Origin of the sequence: Pseudomonas sp. Q2-TVG4-2 (assembly GCF_013620795.1) — a bacterium.
Lineage (GTDB): Bacteria > Pseudomonadota > Gammaproteobacteria > Pseudomonadales > Pseudomonadaceae > Stutzerimonas.
Genome location: NZ_LGLW01000019.1, coordinates 1 through 18,236, shown reverse-complemented (window position 1 = coordinate 18,236; position 18,236 = coordinate 1). Strand labels below are relative to the sequence as shown.

At 59.9% G+C, this 18,236-nt stretch carries 15 protein-coding genes; 3 read left to right on the top strand and 12 right to left on the bottom strand.

Annotated elements, in window-relative coordinates; all coding sequences use genetic code 11:
- The first annotated feature begins 510 nt into the window (after window positions 1–510).
- The 3 genes from H3028_RS20780 to H3028_RS20770 all read left to right on the top strand — a co-directional run bounded on the left by H3028_RS20780 (window position 511) and on the right by H3028_RS20770 (window position 3,949).
- A complete protein-coding gene (locus H3028_RS20780) occupies window positions 511–1,965 on the top strand; it encodes an MBL fold metallo-hydrolase (RefSeq protein WP_181299101.1) in 1,455 nt (484 codons plus the stop codon).
- Between the two features lie 266 nt (window positions 1,966–2,231).
- The gene (locus H3028_RS20775; RefSeq protein ID WP_181299100.1) at window positions 2,232–2,528 is read left to right on the top strand and encodes a hypothetical protein; all 297 of its coding nucleotides are present in this window, start codon (window positions 2,232–2,234) and stop codon (window positions 2,526–2,528) included.
- Window positions 2,528–3,949, top strand: coding sequence for an FAD-dependent oxidoreductase (locus H3028_RS20770; protein ID WP_181299099.1), 1,422 nt, complete (start codon window positions 2,528–2,530; stop codon window positions 3,947–3,949). Before H3028_RS20775 ends, H3028_RS20770 begins: the two co-directional genes overlap by 1 nt.
- A 6-nt stretch (window positions 3,950–3,955) precedes the next feature.
- On the opposite strand, the gene H3028_RS20765 is transcribed toward H3028_RS20770, so the two are convergent.
- The 12 genes from H3028_RS20765 to H3028_RS20710 all read right to left on the bottom strand — a co-directional run bounded on the left by H3028_RS20765 (window position 3,956) and on the right by H3028_RS20710 (window position 18,234).
- A complete protein-coding gene (locus H3028_RS20765; protein ID WP_181299098.1) occupies window positions 3,956–4,597 on the bottom strand; it encodes an acetoacetate decarboxylase family protein in 642 nt (213 codons plus the stop codon).
- 261 nt (window positions 4,598–4,858) lie between these two features.
- Window positions 4,859–6,040, bottom strand: a complete 1,182-nt coding sequence (locus tag H3028_RS20760) for a type III PLP-dependent enzyme (protein WP_181299097.1) — start codon at window positions 6,038–6,040, stop codon at window positions 4,859–4,861.
- Window positions 6,037–7,797 (bottom strand): IucA/IucC family siderophore biosynthesis protein, encoded by a 1,761-nt coding sequence (locus H3028_RS20755; RefSeq protein WP_181299096.1) that lies wholly within the window; start codon window positions 7,795–7,797, stop codon window positions 6,037–6,039. The genes H3028_RS20760 and H3028_RS20755 overlap by 4 nt, the downstream gene beginning before the upstream one ends.
- The gene (locus H3028_RS20750; RefSeq protein ID WP_181299095.1) at window positions 7,794–8,936 is read right to left on the bottom strand and encodes an MFS transporter; all 1,143 of its coding nucleotides are present in this window, start codon (window positions 8,934–8,936) and stop codon (window positions 7,794–7,796) included. Before H3028_RS20750 ends, H3028_RS20755 begins: the two co-directional genes overlap by 4 nt.
- Window positions 8,936–10,711, bottom strand: coding sequence for an IucA/IucC family protein (locus H3028_RS20745; protein ID WP_181299094.1), 1,776 nt, complete (start codon window positions 10,709–10,711; stop codon window positions 8,936–8,938). Before H3028_RS20745 ends, H3028_RS20750 begins: the two co-directional genes overlap by 1 nt.
- The gene (locus H3028_RS20740) at window positions 10,708–11,907 is read right to left on the bottom strand and encodes an acetyl-CoA carboxylase biotin carboxylase subunit family protein (RefSeq protein WP_181299093.1); all 1,200 of its coding nucleotides are present in this window, start codon (window positions 11,905–11,907) and stop codon (window positions 10,708–10,710) included. Before H3028_RS20740 ends, H3028_RS20745 begins: the two co-directional genes overlap by 4 nt.
- 54 nt (window positions 11,908–11,961) lie before the next feature.
- On the bottom strand, window positions 11,962–14,046 hold the full coding sequence (locus H3028_RS20735; RefSeq protein ID WP_181299092.1) for a TonB-dependent siderophore receptor: 2,085 nt from the start codon (window positions 14,044–14,046) through the stop codon (window positions 11,962–11,964).
- Between the two features lie 19 nt (window positions 14,047–14,065).
- Entirely contained in the window at window positions 14,066–14,929 is an 864-nt protein-coding gene (locus H3028_RS20730; RefSeq protein WP_258237881.1) for an HpcH/HpaI aldolase/citrate lyase family protein, read from the bottom strand.
- A gap of 494 nt (window positions 14,930–15,423) precedes the next feature.
- Window positions 15,424–16,104: a heavy metal response regulator transcription factor gene (locus H3028_RS20725; RefSeq protein WP_181299091.1), complete on the bottom strand. Its 681-nt coding sequence runs from the start codon at window positions 16,102–16,104 to the stop codon at window positions 15,424–15,426.
- A gap of 145 nt (window positions 16,105–16,249) precedes the next feature.
- Window positions 16,250–17,656 carry a heavy metal sensor histidine kinase gene (locus H3028_RS20720; RefSeq protein ID WP_181299102.1) on the bottom strand — a complete coding sequence of 469 codons (1,407 nt, stop codon included), beginning with the start codon at window positions 17,654–17,656 and terminating at the stop codon, window positions 16,250–16,252.
- Between the two features lie 97 nt (window positions 17,657–17,753).
- Window positions 17,754–17,981, bottom strand: a complete 228-nt coding sequence (locus H3028_RS20715; RefSeq protein WP_181299090.1) for a hypothetical protein — start codon at window positions 17,979–17,981, stop codon at window positions 17,754–17,756.
- A gap of 25 nt (window positions 17,982–18,006) precedes the next feature.
- Window positions 18,007–18,234, bottom strand: a complete 228-nt coding sequence (locus tag H3028_RS20710; RefSeq protein WP_309109580.1) for a DUF2933 domain-containing protein — start codon at window positions 18,232–18,234, stop codon at window positions 18,007–18,009.
- Window positions 18,235–18,236 lie beyond the last annotated feature (2 nt).

Below are 18,236 nucleotides of genomic sequence, written 5' to 3'. Positions count from 1 at the left end.
GAGCAGCTTTCTCATCGAACCGATTTGACATGTTCCTGGGCACCGGGCGGCGCCGTGTCCAGAGCAAGGGACGAAACATCGGAAGCTGCTCCGGCTGCGACGTTGGGGTTCGCTTCATACGCATGGGATGGCGGTTGCACAGATCGTTGCGAGTCCCATCCTTGATGACGTTCCAGGTATTCCGTATCCAAAGCTAGGCACGAGATTTTTGCAGGTTCGCTTCAACCACCCGGTAGGTACGGTCATTCTTCGAGCGGTTCGAGCGCCCGCCTTTCGGCACTGGCGCAGCTGACTATCAGCCAGGACGCACCGGCGCGCTCTTGGATACACCTGAACGGATCGCCGGGATTGCATCACCCTGCTTATAAACATCTGTGCTCGTCTGGAATAGGTACTACCGCTGGAAACTATGCCGTTCGGCACGTTGCCAAAAAAATGCTCCAGGGAACGTCCTTTCTGTCGTTCCGAGCCGTTTACGCAGCGCAGCAATCGCCAGCCAAAGGAAACCTGATGAAACATCCGAAACTTATCCACCACGGCGCGCGCGAAGGCGTCACCGGGTCGTGCCATCAACTTTGGATGGACGACACGTACAGTCTACTGATCGACTGCGGCCAGTTTCAGGGGGCAGACGAAGCGCAGGGCGACGACGAGTTGGCGCTCGACTTCTCCATCGAGGGCATTAAAGCCTTGATCGTGACCCATGTGCACCTCGACCATGTCGGGCGCATTCCGAACCTGCTGGCGGCGGGCTTCGAAGGGCCGATTTTGTGCAGTGAGCCCTCCGCCCGACTCTTGCCAATCGTCTTGGAAGACGCGTTCCGCCTTTCCATCAGCCGAGACCAGGAGCAACTGGAGCGTTATCTCAAGGTCTTGGGGCAACGCATTATCGCGCTGCCCTATGGCATTTGGTTCACCTTACATGAGACTGACTTGGTTCAGTCGAGGGTGCGCCTGCAGCCGGCCGGACACGTATTGGGTTCGGCTTATGTTGAACTGGATCTTAGCGCTCCCGAGTCCGGCAGCGAGCGCATCGTGTTTAGCGGCGATCTGGGTGCGCCTCATTCGCCGATACTGCCTGATCTGGTTCCGCCCGAACGCGCGGACCTGCTGGTTCTAGAGAGTACCTACGGAGACCGCCGCCACGAAGACCGCGCGCACCGCCGCGAGCGTCTGCAGGGCGCCATTGAGCGTGCGCTGGCGGATGAGGGTACGGTGCTCATTCCATCATTCAGCATCGGGCGAACACAGGAACTGCTGTATGAGCTGGAAGAGATCCTTCACGAGAAAAACGGGTCGGCCGAAACGTCCACCACCCCCAGCGAAACTAAGACGACGTCCGCCGACGATGCTCTCGATATCGACTGGCCGCATATTCCCATCATCCTCGATTCGCCTCTCGCCAGCCGATTCACCAAGACCTACAAAGAGCTGCAGGACTTTTGGGATGAAGATGCCCGGCACCGCCAGGAACAAGGACGTAAGCCACTGTCCTTCAAGCAGCTCATAACTGTCGACAACCACGACGAACATTTGCGCATCGTTGACCACCTCACCAGAACTGCGCGGCCGGCTATTGTCATCGCCGGCAATGGCATGTGCTCCGGTGGGAGGATCGTCAACTACCTGAAGGCGATGCTGGGCGATCCACGGCACAACGTTGTGTTTGTCGGCTATCAAGGTAAGGGCACGCCAGGGCGATCCATCCAGACCCATGGGCCGGACGGCGGATTCGTCGATCTGGACGGGGAGCGCATCGACATCCGTGCGGGCATTGACAGCGTAGGCGGCTACTCGGCCCACGCAGACCAAGCCGATTTGGTCGGTTTCGTCACCCGAATGACGGAATGGCCGAACGAAATCCGCCTTATCCACGGCGAAGACCAGGCCAAGCGGTGCCTGGCCGAGGTTTTGGAGACGCGATACCAAGACGTGGGTAAGCAGGGGCACGTAACCATTCCTTAGTCGGCCGTGGGGTTTGTAGAGCGCGAGTTCCGGTGCTCGAGGCCAACGAAATGATCAGCGCGGGCGGCGTGTGCGTATCGATCTGATCTTCAATGGTGCTCGCATAACCGTAGCCGGTGATTGCCACCAACACCTTGCGCTGCGTGCGAAGGCTGGCCGGTAAAGGCTGAGCCTGAGCAATCGCTGCGTCGCGGCGCCGACGCACGCCGTTGAACGTCCATCCTGCCGGATCGGTCTGAAACTTCACCCACCGCCTGGATGCTGCCATGTACCTGATCCAGCTCCTTCTGATGTTCTACGACAACCTTGACGGCCACCTTGATGGTGGTCCTCGCGATACGCTGGCCGCCCGTTTCGGTGGGCTGACCGTCCTTACTCGTGTTCCCGCGATCGGGCCGTGGCAGGGAGACGGCGAGCATACCGAGCGCGCCGAGATGGTCATCCACCGAGCGATGGTCGACACGCGGAGCCGCAGCTGGTGGGCCGGCTACCGCGACAAGCAGCAGGCAGGCTTCGAGCAGGCCGAACTGATCGTGCGCGACTGGCCGGTCGAGCAGCGCTAGTGGCCAACGCCGATGCGGTGATCGTTGGCGCCGGGATCGCCGGGCTATCGTGTGCCGCGCGGTTGGCGGAGGCCGGGCTGAAGGTCTGTGTCGTCGAGGCGTCCGATGTGCCCGGCGGGAGAGCGCGCAGCTGGAGCGACCCGGTGATGGGCGACAGCGTCGATATCGGCCCGCACATCCTGCTCAATAAATACGCCAACATGCGGGCCCTTCTCGAACGACTGGGCACGGCGGACCAGGTGCTGTGGCAGACCGAAGAGCTGCTGACCGTGTTCGACCGCGGCCGCTCGATGCACTTCAAGGTCGGCGGCCTGCCGGCGCCGCTGCACTACGTGCGCAACCTGCCGCGCATCCTGCCGAGCGTGCCGCTGCGCCATCTGCTCAGCAACACGCGGCTAGCCTGGCAGACCCTGTGCAACACGGGGCCGGAGCTGATGCGACTGGATGACCGCAACGGGCGCGAACATCTGGAACGTTGCGGGGTCAGCGAGTTCTTCATTGACTGGTTCTGGGCGTCGGCGTCCATTGCCATCCTCGCAGTGCCGGTAGAGCGCTGTTCGGCGGCGGCACTCATGCGCCTCCTGGGCCAAGCGTTGGGACACAATGACATCGTCTTCGGCATGCCCAGAGTCGGGCTCAGCGACCTTTATGCCTGGCCGGCGATCGAGTTCATTCGCCGGCATGGCGGCGAGGTGCGGCTCGGTTGCCCTGTGAACGGCCTCGTGCGCCGGGATGGGCGGGTCCGAGGCGTAAGCCTGGGCAATGGCAACGAGATCGAGACGGGGGCCGTGGTACTGGCCGTGCAACCGGCCGCGATCGAGCCATTACTACCGGCCCGGCACCCGCTGATTCAGGTAGCAGGACTGTTCCAGCCTAGCCCCTACATCAGCTGCTACCTGTGGTTCGACCGGCCAATCACCGCTTCCCGGTTCTGGGCCCGACCATGGCGCCCGGACAGCTTCAATACCGATTTCTACAATCTGAGCAATATCCGCCCGGCGACCAAGGGCGGAGCGCTGATCGCCAGCAATATCATTTGGAGTCAGCGGGTCGAGCATCTGTCCGACGAGGCGATCATCGATGCCACGCGCCGCGAGATTGCCGAGTTTGCGCCAGAAGCGCAGCGCGCGCGGCTGCTGTCGGCTTCGGTGCATCGCATTCCGATGGCCGTCCCGGCCGCGTTTCCCGGTACCGAGACCGTGCGGCCGCAGACAATGGTTGAGCCGGGGCTGTGGCTCGCCGGTGATTGGGTGGACACGGGTTTGCCGTATTGCATGGAGAGCGCGACGCGTGCCGGCGCGTTGGCAGCAGAGGCGGTGCTCGCCGAGCGTGGGTTGTATCGTCAACTGGCTCTGCCACCACCGAGGCCACGCGGCCTCGGCCGCTGGTTGCGGTCGGGTGAGGCCGGACAGGATTTCTGAGCGGTGCTAGATACCGAACGAGGCTTGCAGATCGCGCAACCGCAGGCTGAGCAGTGGCGTTCGGCGGTGCAAGAAGCCCAGCGGGCCGGTGGCGGCGAAGTCCCAGTTGGCGCGTCCGGTGACCAGCCGCCCACGCCCGCGACAGCGGGTGCGTAACAGGCCGCAATCGTTCTGCTGAATCACGAAGCCGCTGGCGCTCGGTTGCCCCGGCAGGCTCATGCTCGGCTCGAAGCTGACCGAGGCCACCGGCTGGCCACCAGCGGTCAGCCGTCCGGCGAAGCCGCTGTCGTTGGCGCGCGGCTCGATGACGAAGTTACCCAGCTGTTTGGGAACGGACCACAGCCGTCGGCCACCTTCGGCTGAGCGTTCGTCATCCACCCAGATGTGCGTCACTGTGCCAGCCGGCGCCAACATGCCGTGGCGCCGTACCACCACCGCCACGGTCAGCTCGTTGTAGGCCAACGTACCGCCAGGCAGGTACGCCGCCCATATGGTCAGCACCAGCGCATTGTCGCCGAGGGTGGCATAGGCGAGCCCCTTCGGCGGCGGTGGCAGGTCGGTCGTCGGTACGCGCCAAGCCGAGACGCAGGCGGTGCCCGTCAGGTGCCAGGGGGCCTCGGGGTAGGTGGGGTCGTCGAGTATGTCCATGTAGCACAGACGCCGCGCGGCCTGGCGGGTTCCGGCTGCCGGCGGGCCACTCGTCCGTCTCTGTACTTGCGGGGGCGTCGCCGAGTGAGCCAAGCTCAATGCCGGCGCGGTGCCGCACTGCGTGTTGTTGTCCTGGGTTGCCTTCTTAACCCATAGGCCGACCGTGAGGGCAGGCACCGGCGAGACGGTTGTCCAGGTTGCGAGCGCTGTGACAATCCCATGCGTTTCTTGGCAAGGTTAAACGTGACGAACTAACCAGACCTACCGTAAAAACACCATCTCAGGCGGTGGATGCATCAGAAAATCGCGGTGAGAGATGTTCCAGGCGTAGGCGCCGGCCAGCGGGAATACCAGCAGATCGCCAACGCCCAACGCCGCTACAGCTTGCTCTCGCGAAAGCACATCTTTAGGGGTGCAGAGTTGGCCCACCAGGGTCACCTTGGTGTTTTCCAATGCTGCTGGCCCATCACCTCGAATAATCTCGAACGGATGGTCGTGACCTTGAGCCGCGGGCGTGCGGAAATGATGCGTGCCGCCTCGAGCGACGGCAAAGTACAGGCCGTGGTTGCGCTTGATGTCCAGCACCTGCATGACGTAATAGCCACAGCTGGCAGCGATGAAACGGCCTATCTCAAATCGAATGCGCACCCCGCGCATGGCCTCCTCGTCGATCAGAGCCGCAAGCGCCTGGCAGAACGCTCTCCAGTCGAAGGAGCGCTCCGGGTCTTGGTAGTTGATGCCCATGCCGCCACCGACGTTCAAGGTCGGCAGTTGAAGGCCGTGCCGGTCAGTAATCTTGTGAAAGAAGCGAAAATATTCACGCATCAGCTTCAGATGAGCCTGGGTGTCGAGCTGATGGGAGAGCAGGTGGAAGTGCAGCCCCTGAAGCTCCAAGAAAGGCTCCGCGGCCAGCAGTGAGAACGCCTCTTCCATGGCTTCTTCATCGAGCCCGAAAGGGGTGGGTTTACCCCCCATCACCAGCCGGCTATCGGGCGCTTCTTCAAGCTTGACGTTGAGGCGCAGGAACACCGGCGCAGGATTTCCATGGAGCTTGGCTTGAATGGCAAGACGGCGCAGTTCGCCGAGGCTTTCTACATGAAAAGCCGCTACGCCGCAGTCCAGAGCCGCGGCCAGTTCGCTATCGAGCTTGCCGGGACCACCAAAAATCAGTGGTTTGTCAGGATGGTGCTGATAGAGCCAACGCAGCTCTCCACCAGAGGCCGCTTCAAACCCATCCACCCAAGGCGCCAAGGTCTGCAGAATCGGTGCTTCGGGGTTAGCCTTGGCTGCGTAAAAAAGCTCGCAATTCGCTGGCAGCACCGCCCGCATGGCTCGAATGTGTGCTTCCAACGCCGGCAGATCGTAGACATAAGCGCACAAAGGGTCCGCGCTTTTACGGCTCAGCTCGGTAATGGCCTGCCGGACGGATGAAGGCAAGCTCATCGGCAGTGCTCCACGCTTACGCCAAACGGGTTGGGCAGGGCGGTATAGCCTGCGTCGCGATCGGCGCGCATCAGTAGTCGCGTCATGAAATTTTCCTTGCTCGGTAACGGTGCGCCGGCGCACAGCTCGCGTAGCGGTAAAGGGTCGCCGTGAACGAGGCGTTGCGCCTCCAAAATTTCACCGGCGGCTCGCCAGAGTTGCTTTTCAAGTGAGGCTTCTCCGTCAGCCAGGTGGAATATCGCCTCGCCCAGATTGTTCACCAGAGCGCAGTAAGCGACCCGTTTCCAGGCTTTGTCTTCGGTGTAATAGAGCGACTGCCGGGTGCGCTGATCGAGGTGGGCGAGGCGCTCGGAGGGCCAATATTCCGGTACCAGCTTGGTACCCTCCAAATCACGAATCCAGACGCGGTTGGGCAGACCCTGATCGTCGAATCCGATCAGGGTATTTTGCAGATGTGGCTCCAGCGCTACGCCATGTTCGAACAGGCAGAAAAGAACACCGGCGAGCAGTCGTTCGGCATACGCACGCAGCCAGCGTTCGGCGGCCTGCTGATGGTTGATGCCCTGGTGCGCGGCGCACTGCATGACTGCTTCGCGACAGACGCTATGGCCGTGGAGGGTCCAGGTGAACAGCGACATCGCGACACGCGGTCGATGCCGCAAACGGCTGGCTGGGTCGAGGTTCTCCCGGTAGAGGATTCCGAAGCATTCGGTCACCTCGCGGGCTTCTTCGAGTGTGCCGAAAGCTGATAGATCCAGGCTGCTTGCGGATGGCTCAGGCATCAATGCAAAGTCTGGTTGTTCCCGGGCGAGGCTGTGCATGAGCGGCGTTAGCAAATCGGTTAACGCAACGGCACTGTCCAGCTCGTACCATGCGTTTTTGCGCACACAATTGGTCAACCGTACGTGCACCGACAGCTTTAAAAAATGCGATAAATCCGGGTGATATAGCGTGCGTACCGAGGACGTCGGGTGAAGCTCGAGCCCACGCGGCCCCAGGTATTCCAGCAATCCCTCCTGGCATACTCGCTGCACCAGCGGGTCAGCCAGCACCCGCTGAACTTCCCAAGGATGGCAGGGGTAGAGGTGCTCGCCGCCGGCGATTTGGGTAAGCAGCGGGCGCGGGTCGCGGCCCTGATGGCGTATCAGCGTCGGATCGACCCGGAACCAATGCAGCGCAAAGCATGCGCCGACTTCCGGCGAGCACGCCAGCAGCTCGGTTTCGGATACGCCATCACGGCTCTTGGGTGTCGGGTGCAGGGCGTGACCCCAGACCTGGCCCTGCTCGGACTGCAACAGGCTGTCCCGATGTTCATGGCCCGCAGAGGCGATGTGTTGCAGGAAGACGCGGGTGATGCGAAGGCTATTGTCGATCTGCTGCAGGAGTTCCGGGTGTTTTTCTTGGCCTTCCAACGGTGCCAGTAACAATCGCGCCAGGCCATCCAGATCGAGCGGGCGCCAGCCTTGGCCATCGGCCTTGATATAAGGAGGGCTGACGAACCGGCAGCGACCCAGGGCGCTGGTTCGGTCGGCTATCAATATCATTCGTCCGCCGCCAGGTAGCTGGATACCGACCCGGTGGCCGGCAAGTTGGCGCAGGCCCATCGGGACGTCCCTCGTCTGGTAATCGAAGGTAGCCTGACCACGTGGCAGTGCATATTCGCGCAAATAGCAATTGACCAGACAATCGATGGCGTGGCGCTGGGCGTCGACGTCCAGTGCGCGGTCACGCGGCGAAAAATTCAACGCTACAGTCATGCCGGGAGCTCCTGTTGAGGGGCGACGAGAGGGCGCGCCAAGGCCAACGCGGCGAGCGTGGCCAGGCATGCGACCAGAAAGGGAGAGGCCACGCCATGGGCGTGAGTGGCCAAACCGGCGGCAACGCCAGCCAGAGCCCCGGCCCACTTGCCGCTGGCGTCATACCAGCCAAACAGGCGTCCGCTGGCGCCTTGCTGGCGACGCTGGCTCAGGCAGCGGTGCAGGCCGACGAAGCAGAGCAGCATGCCCAGCCCGCCAATCAGGCGGAGCAGCATTAACAGCTCGGCCTGCTGCACCATGAATTGCAGAAGGTTGCTCAGAGCCAAAAGTGCCAGGCCGGGAACAAGCGCATTGCCGACGCGCTGCTGGGCCCAAGGCAGAGCCAGCAGATAGACGAGATGAGGCAGGCTATAGAGCAGCCCGATCATCGCATCGCTTTCGACTCCAACGGACTCGCCATACAGCACGAAATAGGGAAAGGTCACGACCATGCTGAAGCTGAACAGAAACTGCACGCAGAGCAGACGCCACATGTCGTCCGGAAGCTCACCCGCCGGTGGCGTCTTGCTGGTACTGCTGAGCAGGCGAGGCGCATCGGCAGGCAAGGGCAGGATCAGTAGTAGCGCGAGGAGCGGTAGCCAGGTCAGGTAACGGTACAGCTCGATGCCTAGCCCCCGTGTGGCCAGTAGACCGATTACGACGGGCGCTGTGAGCATCGCCAGGCGCGCTGAGTATTGCGTCCAGTTGAGAGCGCGGGACAAGCCTTCGCCTGTCAATTGCGTCGCAAGATAGGCGTTGGATGCGGCCATGGCGCCGCCAAAGGTGCCTTGAATGACCAGCGCCAGTACGAACAGCGGCAGACTCTCGCTGAAGCCGGCCAGCAGGAAACCCAGGGCCAGCCCTGCGTGGGCGCGCAACAAGGACAGACGACATCCATGGCGGTCAGCCAGCTTGCCCCAGACCGGCGCAGCTATTGCGGTGCAGACTGTTGGCAGCACGTAAAGCACGCCGATCGCCCATCCCGGTACTGTCACCGCCAGATCTTCCAGGATGCGCGGCAGATACAGGGGGATGCCAAGAGCGGTGAAGGCGGAAAGGTAATGGCCGAGCAACACAGAGGCGATCAGTCGTTGCGGCATCAGACAGGGTTCCTGAGAAAATTGGCCGCGCTGTAGCCGTAGTATTTGTTGATATCCGCCGCGCCGGACTGCTGTTTGCTGAACAGGCTGCCGGCGCTTAGCAGGTACTTGACCGGAAGGTTCGGCCGGTCGATCAGCAAGCGTCGCGCCTCTGCGACGGGCAGCCCTTCACACTCCAGCCGCGCCAGGCAGGCCCACAGCCGCTCGCGCATCCAGGCATAGAACTCGGCGCGGGTCACCAGGCCGGCCGTAGCCATGGCCTCCAGCGGCGCGATGATGTTGAGCTGGAGCGTGATAGTGCAGAACATCTCGGCCAGCGGCTGGCAGTCGCGGACGCGGATGCGTTCGTCCAGTAGCTGACCGGGTGCGTCCGCCAGTGCCGGACAGGCTTGCGTCAGGCGCGGCGCCCAGATCCGGCCAGCGTCGTTGTCCTTCATCAGCAGGCGCATCGGTCTGCCACGTTCGACAACCAGCACGGCATTCTGCTGGTTGGCCTCCAGCGCGATGCCATACCCGAGCCACAAACGCAGATGTACCTGGAACAACAGATCCAAATACTCCCGCCACCAGCGACGCAGGTCACCTTGATGGAAACGTTCTACCAATGCTTCGAGAAACAATCGACCGTCGGGTAGGGGGCTCGCTAGTGCTGCGACGGGCACCAGCGCCGCATTTTCCAGCTCGGCGGGGTAGCGGCGCAGAATGTAAGCCAGGTGGCTTTGCCCATCCACATGAGCGCCGTGTTGCTCATCCACATGCAAGTAGCGGGACCCCAATTCGGAGTCGCTGGCCGCCAGCGTCTGGAGAATGGTTTGAAACAGGTGACCGTCGTAAAGCGTGCTGGGCTTGATCAAGCGCAGATTGCGCGCGCCCAGTGTGCGGACCAATAGTGGCAGCTTGATGTGCTCGTGCGGGTACTCGATTGGTGCCACCGTACGCACCGACAGCGTCGGCTCCACCTCCAGCGCGCAGCGCGGCGCACGCACACTGCCGTCCGGTATGCCAAAGCGATCCAGCTCCGGCCAGGTCAACGGATGTACCGGGATCAGGGCATGGGTGCTCTCAAGGTTGGGTTCCAGCCCCAGCTCGTGGAAACTGGGCCAGCCGCTCGGTGGTGGACTGGTCCGTTCGAGGGCTGCCTTGGGCACTGCCAGCCAGTTCAAGCGAAAACGAGGGGCGAACTCTGGCGCGTAGCGCTCGAGCGCCTGAGCGTTAAAGCCACTTTTTGCGCGGGCGGTGGGATAGAAGGGATGGTCCAGGTAGCTGGCCAGACGATCGATGCCGAGTTGGCGTTTGCCCCACTCCGGTTCGTCTAGGATGCCGGCGATGTCTTCGGCCCTGGCGGCATAGGCTTGGTCGCACAGGCGTCGGTGTTCCACCGCGCAGTCGGCTTCCTCGATATAAGAACCGAACAGCGCAAGGCTTTCGTCGTCCAGCCCGTTGGATAGATGTTCGAGCCAGCGGTGGTAACCGTGTTCGAGTACGACAAGGTCGCCGTCTCGGTATAACCAGCGGTCAGCTACGGCGCTATAGGTCTGCAAGGGCGCATCCAGGCGAACGGGTACCCACATCTCGCCCTTGGTGAGATCGGCGAGGCATATCCAGACGGCCGAGGCAGGGCCAGGCCAACAATGCTGCAGCTCATGCGGGAGGGCAGTGGGACGGGTCTGGCCGATCAGGCCGCGGATATTTTCGCGCAGGCAGCAATCGATGATCCGCTGACTGATCGCTGCATACTCTTTTACGGGGCGAACCGGGATGCGTTCGGCGTTCATGCAAACTCCCAATGCAGCTGTTCGCATGACTGAGCCAGATGAGCCTGCAGGCCGCCGGCATCTGGCGAGATCAAGCGCAATACGCCCAGATAGTCCTTATTGGAATGGCTGATGCGAATTTCCTCGCCAGCTTGGCGCAATGCCTGATAGTCCGTCAGGTAACCGTTCTGCTCCTGTTGAAAGCTATCGGTGGCCGTGAGCAGGCGGCCAGCGCGAGGTGCGATCACATAGTGCACGAGGGCCTGTGCATCGCCGTTTTGATGTTCCGTCAGGGCGTCGCCAAGATGCAGGCCCATGATTCGATCGAACCATCCCTGTGGCAGTAGACGGTCAAGCAGAAATTCACGGCCGTCACCGATGCTGCGGTAGTTGATTTCCACCAGCACAGGGCCATCAGCAGTGAGAATGAATTCACTGTGGCAGACCCCGAAGTTGATGCCGAAGGCCGCAACCTGGGCTAGAGCAGCCTGTCGGTGCATCTGGGTCAGAGGCCCGTTCCAGCGGGCTTCCAGTTCGACGAAATGCGGTGGAGCGCTGAGATTGACATCGAACCCGCCAATGGCCTGAAGGCGCTGCCCATCGCCCAGCGTCTCCAGGGTGAATAGGGGGCCTTCGAGGAAGGCTTCGAGCAGCACTGCACGGTTGGGCTGGCGTTGCCAGAACGTGCTGCAGTGATCGGTCAGCTCGGCCGCATCCCGGCATAGGCGAACGTCCAGGCTTGCCACCCCCTCGCGAGGTTTGGCTACCACCGGGAACGGTATGTTCGATGGGATCGCCGTGTCTGGCGTAATCACACTGAACCACGGGCAGGGCAAGCTAAGCTGGCCCAATCGCTCACGCATGACCGCCTTGTTCTTGGCTGCATAACACAACCTCCAGCTCTTGCCGGGGCAATCGAAGGCTTCAGCTACCAGCGCCGTGCTGGTTTGCAGGTGATCGCTGTTCGAAAACACCGCCAATGGCTTCTGACCGAGCGCCTGCAGGAGCTCGATTGTCGCGAGTGGATTGAACACATCACACTCGTGGATCTCCAACCCCTCAGCCGATTGGCCAAGCTTGTCCAGCTCACGCCAATGGTCCTGCGCATGATCGGTGAGCAGCAACACAGGATGACCACGCCTGTGGGCCGCGGGAAGAAACCCTTCAGTGATGGACAGTGTGGCGATGTGACTGAGGATGACGATAGGCCGCGGCATGTCGGTCTCCGAAGATAAAGGAAGTACCGCCCGGAGAGCCGGGCGGTGAGGTGGTCAGAAGCGGTAGTTGGCCCCCAGGGTCAGGGTTCGGCCGGGGGCGGGCTGACGGCCCCAGGGGCTGGTATCGATGCCGCGGAAGTAGTACTCGCGGTCGAAGAGGTTGCTCACGCCAGCGGAGGTGGTCAGAACACCATCCTGGAGCTTGAACTCACGCTCGATCGCAGCGTTCCATACCCAGTAGGAAGGAATCTCGCCGACCGAAGCATTTGCGTTTTCCTCTGTCGTGTTTCCCGCATCGGTGTAGGCGCTGCTGACGTAGAGGCCATCGACGGAAAACGCCCAGTCTTCGGCGAAGCGATAACGACCATCCACACCCAGCTGATGGCTGGAGGCAAAGGGCACATCGTTGCCGCTGAATGCGCCCGCGCGCTGCTCGGCGTCCAGATAGGCGTAGCTGGCATGCAGGTCCAGACGGGGCATCGCAGCTGGGGTCCAGAACACTTCCGTTTCGATGCCTTGGTGGCGAGTGCTGCCCAGGTTTTCGAAGCGGTCGTTGGCACGGTTGTATTCGATCTGGTCGTCAAAATCGATGCGGTACAGGCCGACGTCCAGGCGCAGGTTTTCGCGAGGGGTGAAGCGCACGCCGGTTTCGTAGTTCCAGGCAATCTCGGCCGCCACGTCACCATCCTTCACGATCGAGGTGATCTGCGGCAGGCGCAGCGATCGCTGGGCATTGGCATACAGGAACCAGTTGTCGTTGAGCGCATAGCCGACGTTCAGGCCGGGCAACCACTCCTCGGCCACGGTTTCCTGCTCGACGCCGCTTACGCCATCGGCATACTCCATGCGCGCATGCTCGTAGCGCACACCCGGGGTGACAGTCAGGCGCCCATCCAGCAGGCTGATGGCGTTGCTGATGTACGCGGCCCGGGCTTCGTCATCGAAAGTCCAGTCGCGGATGACGCTGTATTCGCCGGTGGTGCGGTTGGTGCGGTTGACATCGAAATCGACATCCTCCTTGACCAGGCGAGCCCCAACCAGCCAGGTTTGGCTGACCTTGTCGCCATGAATGGTCATGCTCAGGCGTGGCTCGCTGCCCCATACACGGAAGTCCCGAGGCGCATCTTGTAGCGTGGCCGGCGTTGCATCGGGAGTGAAGGGCAGGCCCACGATGAAGTTGCGGTAACTGTGCTGGGCGAAGTTGGTCCAGCTGAACTCCACGTCCTCGAAGGCGCCGACACTTCCCAGATATTGGCTGTAGGTGCCCCATACGCGGTCGGTGTCGCCCTCGAAGCGGTCCAGGTCTCGGGTCGACTGGCGTCTGTCAGCCTTGTAATCGGCGACGCTGAGTGCGCCGGCGAGATCCATGTCTGCCTTGTAGCGCTGCACACCGAAACTCAGGGCGCGCAGGTCGTCGATATCCCACTGGCCACGCAGTCGGAAATTTTGAACGTCGGTATCGGAATGCTCTCGGCCGTATTCGCCGTTGATCGTATTAAGGTCCAGTTGCAGGCCGAAGTTGTCGGTCAGGTAGCCCCCGGTACCGATATAGCTATCCCACAGACGGCGCCCGCCAGCGGCGAAGGTGACGCGCTCCTGCAAGGTGGTTTCCCAGGTTTCAGGTATCGGCGGGCTGATGAAGTTGATTACGCCACCCACGTTGTTCGGCCCGTACTGCACTGCTGCACCGCCACGCACGATGTCGATGCGCTCGACTGTCGCCAGGGTCTGCGGGAACAGTGACAGGCTGGTCTGACCGTAGGGGGCCAGTGCCAGAGGAATACCATCGGAGAGTACCTGCACCCGCCCGCTGCGGCTCTCGTAGAGGCCACGTACCGACAGCTGCGGGAGAACCCCGGTGCCGGTTTCATCAAAGATCCTGATGCCTGGAACGCGTTGCAGGGCATCGTCGAGGCCGCGGGTGCTGGCCTGATCCAGCGCCTGAGCATCAACCACGCTACGGCTGCCCGGATAGGTGAGCACTTCCTCGTTACTTGCCGTGCCGAGTACATCTCCTTTGATGGTCATCGAGTCGAGGGCAATCCTTCTCTCCGTCGACTCCTCGGCCAGGGATGCCTGTGCCACGGCTGCGGCAAGCAGACCGACGGAAAAGCAGAGCTCACGGGATTTCCTAATCATTAGGTTTCATTTCCTTTTTTTATAGGGTTGGGGTTGTCAGGGTTTGCAGCCGGCTTTTCAGGGCGTTGAGTAACAAACCGCGATCTTCGCCAGCGAGGTAGCTGCGAATGCCTCTGGTCCTCCAGTACTGCAGTTGTTCCGGATTGCGAGGGTTGGCACAGAAAGGAACATCTGCATCGGCACAGGCATCGGCCATTTGCTGAAGGGCTTGCCAGACATTGGGATGAAGCGGATTCGGCCCAAGACCCAGATCAAGCGCAAGGTCAAGGGCGCCCTCGAGGATCATGGCTACGCCGGGCAATTCGAGGATGGACGGCAGCGCGGCGAGGCCTGCCGCGCTTTCGATCATCGGAATGATGCGCGGCTCGCCATTGACCCGCGCGATATGGCCATCAAGCGACAGAGCACCGAACCCGGTCGCCCGCCCGCCAGTGATGCTGCGTCGACCCTGCGGCGGAAACCAGGCGGCTTCCACGGCCGTCTCGACTTCGCTCGCACTTTCGACGCGGGGCAACACGATGGCCTGAAAGCCCGCGTCGAGCGCACGTCCGATCAGCTTTGGATCGGCCGCAGGCACACGTAACCAGGCGGCAATGCCCCCGCGCTCGCATGCCCGAAGGCAGTGCATAAGTTCTTCTTCGGAGCGTAGAAGATGCTCCATGTCGAGAATGAGGAAGTGATATCCCGCCGCAGCGATCATCTCGCATAACAAAGGGGAGGGAACGGAGTTCAACAAGCCATAGACATCCTGTCCATTACGCAGATGAGTCTGGGGGGAGATGGGCTCTGTCATTTTTGATTTTGTAAAAGCGGTATGTAAGGTGTTTGTAAACCCTAAACGATAATGTGTATCGAATGCAAACGAGAATTGATGTTGCGCCATCGGATGCCGACGATCACGGCAAGCACGGAGATTCCCTTCGGAATAGCATCGGATTCCTAGGGCCTTTGCGGCTAGGAAAGCAGTTCTGCTCAAGAGCGAAGGGCACGAGGACGAAGCTGGGCAGGGCGGTAAGATCGATAAAATGAGCGTTAAGACGAGCTGAGTCGACAGGAAGACGAAGCTGATGAGCGCTACCAGCTAGGCCAGGAAGACCACAAAGCTGCTGTCCAGGCTGCTGACCGTCTTGGTGATGCCGTTCAGGGAGCCGGTGTGCTCGCGCAAGCCACCCGCTCAATCAGGTCTTCATTCGAGGCGGTATGTGGCCAAGACCGCCGCGAGCGGCCCATTGGTGACTGGCTAGGCACCACCGAGGCCTCGACCCCGCGAGGCGAGAGCGGGTAATGCGCCACATTCGTTAGGCCCGCATGCGCGCTGCACTGGATCGCGCAAGGACTCTGGCAAAGAACCGGTGCGGGTAGTACACCCGCGAAAACTTAATTATCGAGCTCGTCAAGTGTGTATCCCATCCCTCGCGCAGTCTGAATCAGCTTTTTATCAAACGGATCGTCAATCTTGGCACGTAGGCGTCGAATAGCTACTTCAATAACATTCGTGTCGCTATCAAAGTTCATATCCCAGACTTGCGAGGCAATGAGTGATTTGGAAAGTATCTCGCCTCTTCGCCGCATCAGTAGTTCAAGCAGCGAGAATTCTTTAGCGGTGAGATCAATTCTTTTCCCCGCACGCGTAACACGTCGCTTGAGTAGATCTAACTCAAGGTCCGCGATCTGCAGCATTGTCTCGTGAGATGAGGCGCTTCCCCGACGCAGTAGTGTGCGCACTCTCGCGAGCAGTTCAGAGAACGCAAAAGGCTTGATAAGATAATCGTCTGCACCCAGCTCAAGACCTTTCACCCGGTCATCGACCCCATCTCGAGCGGTAAGAAATAATACAGGCATATTCTGACCAGCTACCCGGACGCGCCTCAATACTTCCCAACCATCCATTTCTGGCATCATTACATCCAAGATAAGCAAATCATATGACTCACCTAATACTTGCTGGATAGCATCAGCGCCATTAAGAACCAAATCGACAATGAAACCCGCCTCGGTGAGCCCCTTTTGCAGATAGTCTCCGGCTTTGGGCTCATCTTCTGCTACAAGAATCTTCATGCGTTCCCCTTGTGCCCCGCTGGGCTGTCTCTATGGCGGCAACGCCGGCAGGTCCGGCGGCTCTAGGAGTGGGATGCCAAACCCTACGGGTGCCGTTGCGCTAGTGCAAAAGAATCATCCTTGTGCTTTTGACCCTCTAGCTCCGCTAGTTTTGGCATGGCCGCTCGACCTGCGGCGTGACATCGTCAGGCTTGTTGGGCAGGTAGATGCTAAACGAGGTTAGCCTCTCAGAGGAGTTACAGAAAATCTTTCCTCGGTGTGCTTCAATAATAGAGCGGGTAATTGCCATGCCAAGACCCGCATTGTTAGTGCTACCTTCCCGCCTGGCGGTGTCCACCCTATAAAAACGGTCGAATATACGAGCAAGGTGGAATTCCGGAATTTCAGCGCCTCGGTTGCTAACTACGATACTTGAAACGTTATGTTTTGCGCTTAATTCAATGGTAATGGTGCTGTCTGGGTCTGCATACCGAATAGCGTTTGAGATGATATTGGATAGGGCTCGTTGTAACATGGGAGCGTCGACAAGGGCTGCTGCATTCCCACTAAGGTCAAAATTGACTCCTTTATCTTCCGCCAAATACTCGTGATACTCCACGACGCTCTCCGCCAACTTGGCGAGGTCGGCTTTCCCCAGGTTAGGAACAATTAAGCGATTGTCAGACTTCGCCAGAAAAAGCATGTCATCAACCATGCGTGACATGCGGCGGAGCTCTTCGAGGGACGAAAAAAGCATTTCCTTATAGTCGGCTTTGTCACGATCCTTAATCAACCAAACTTCATATTGTGTAAGCATGTTATTCAACGGCGTACGCAGCTCATGAGCGATGTCTGCTGAAAACCCTGACAGCCTCACAAATGACTCATCTAGCCTAACGAGCATTTCGTTGAAGTTATCAACAAGTTCATGCAACTCTTCTGGTATGGACTCTGTCGATACGCTGGTATCAAGGCACTTGGCAGTAATGGTTGAGGTCGTCTTGGAGAGCGAGCTAATTGGCTCAAGCCCTTTCTTGATCAGGAGAAATCCGAGAATTCCGCTTAGTAAGGCGCTTGCGAAAAGCGTATAAAAGAACCATTCCATGATCATGTCGAAAAAATGAACTCGATGAGTAACATCAAGCGCTAAGAAGGCGGTTACATTGTCTTGGTCTATCGTCGCATCCAGAGATTTAGTTATTCCAGAGTACTGGCTTCCGCTCACATCTAGGGCCCAGCGTTGGCCGAGCAGACGACTCAAGGAGTTTATGATCTCCTCGGAAGCATTGCCGGATGCATATATAGGCCGATCTTCCGCCATAAGCACTGCTGTGATGCCGTATGAGTTCTCGACAATGTTATTGATCGATGCGGCGATACGTCTGGAAGGTATTTTCTCCGTTGAGAGAATCTGCTCGATTGCGGATACTTTGCTTGTTAATACCAGGGTGTCTTTACGTTCGAAATGTAGCCTGCAGAAATAGCTAAAGCTAATTGCGGCTAGCACCAAGACAATCGTAACGACCAATGTAAATAGGATTGCGATCCGGCTTCTCAACGATGTTTTTCGCATATTCAACAAAGCCCGCCAGCTGGTTATCTACAGAACGCAACAAAGGCAGCGACCACATGGTTGCTGCCTTTCGGTGCCGCAGGAGGTTGGGCTATTCTCAGACGCCGGTGTCTTTTGCTGCGGCGGCGTTCTTCTCTGACATGCTGTCCATCATACCTCGACAGTCATCCATCATTTTGCGCATATCTTCCATCATTCCCATATGCATCCCGCCGCCCATCATATGGGACTCGGACTGGCTCTGGCCTTCTTTATCCGCAGCGGCGAAGCTCAAGCCGCTCGCCAGGGTAATCGCGATTGCTGTTACGGTAAGGGATCTACGCATGTTATGCCTCCAAATTATGGACGAGTTATTCACTCTTGCTTAACAAGGCCTTCTCGCTGGCCTCTGGCTCCTTGGTCTTGTCACACTTTCCGCCGGACATATGCTTCATGCATACGACCATCATCAACAGGCAGGGCAAGAGAAAGAGCAGGCTTGGTAGCGTTGTTGCCAAAGCCTCGGGGCTCTGGTTCATAAGCAGGTAGCCAACCACCGCCGCGGTTAAACCCGTCACGATCGGATTGCGCTGCAGTATGC